The sequence below is a fragment of the Klebsiella indica genome (assembly GCF_005860775.1).
Taxonomy (GTDB): domain Bacteria; phylum Pseudomonadota; class Gammaproteobacteria; order Enterobacterales; family Enterobacteriaceae; genus Klebsiella; species Klebsiella indica.
The window spans coordinates 1-703 of sequence record NZ_VCHQ01000078.1; the positions used below are offsets into that span (position 1 = coordinate 1).

The following is a 703-nucleotide window of genomic DNA, read 5'->3' on the forward strand; positions in this document are numbered from 1 at the left end:
TTCCGGCACCGGGCAGGCGTCACACCGTATACGTCCACTTTCGTGTTTGCACAGTGCTGTGTTTTTAATAAACAGTTGCAACCAGCTGGTATCTTCGACTGATTTCAGCTCCATGAGTAAATCACTTCACCTACATATCAGCGTGCCTTCTCCCGAAGTTACGGCACCATTTTGCCTAGTTCCTTCACCCGGGTTCTCTCAAGCGCCTTGGTATTCTCTACCTGACCACCTGTGTCGGTTTGGGGTACGATTACGTGTCACCTGATGCTTAGAGGCTTTTCCTGGAAGCAGGGCATTTGTCACTTCAGCACCGTAGTGCCTCGTCATCACACCTCAGCGTTTAATAAGGTACCGGATTTACCTGGAACCTCCGCCTACATGCTTAAACCGGGACAACCGTCGCCCGGCCGACATAGCCTTCTCCGTCCCCCCTTCGCAGTAACACCAAGTACAGGAATATTAACCTGTTTCCCATCGACTACGCCTTTCGGCCTCGCCTTAGGGGTCGACTCACCCTGCCCCGATTAACGTTGGACAGGAACCCTTGGTCTTCCGGCGAGCGGGCTTTTCACCCGCTTTATCGTTACTTATGTCAGCATTCGCACTTCTGATACCTCCAGCAGCCCTCACAGGCCACCTTCTACGGCTTACAGAACGCTCCCCTACCCAACGAACGTATCCTTAAACCGACTCGACTTTGTAA

General features: G+C 52.5%; 1 rRNA gene. It reads right to left on the reverse strand.

The window, feature by feature from the left end:
• Window positions 1–703: ribosomal RNA gene (locus FE839_RS24540) — 23S ribosomal RNA — on the reverse strand; the annotation flags it as partial.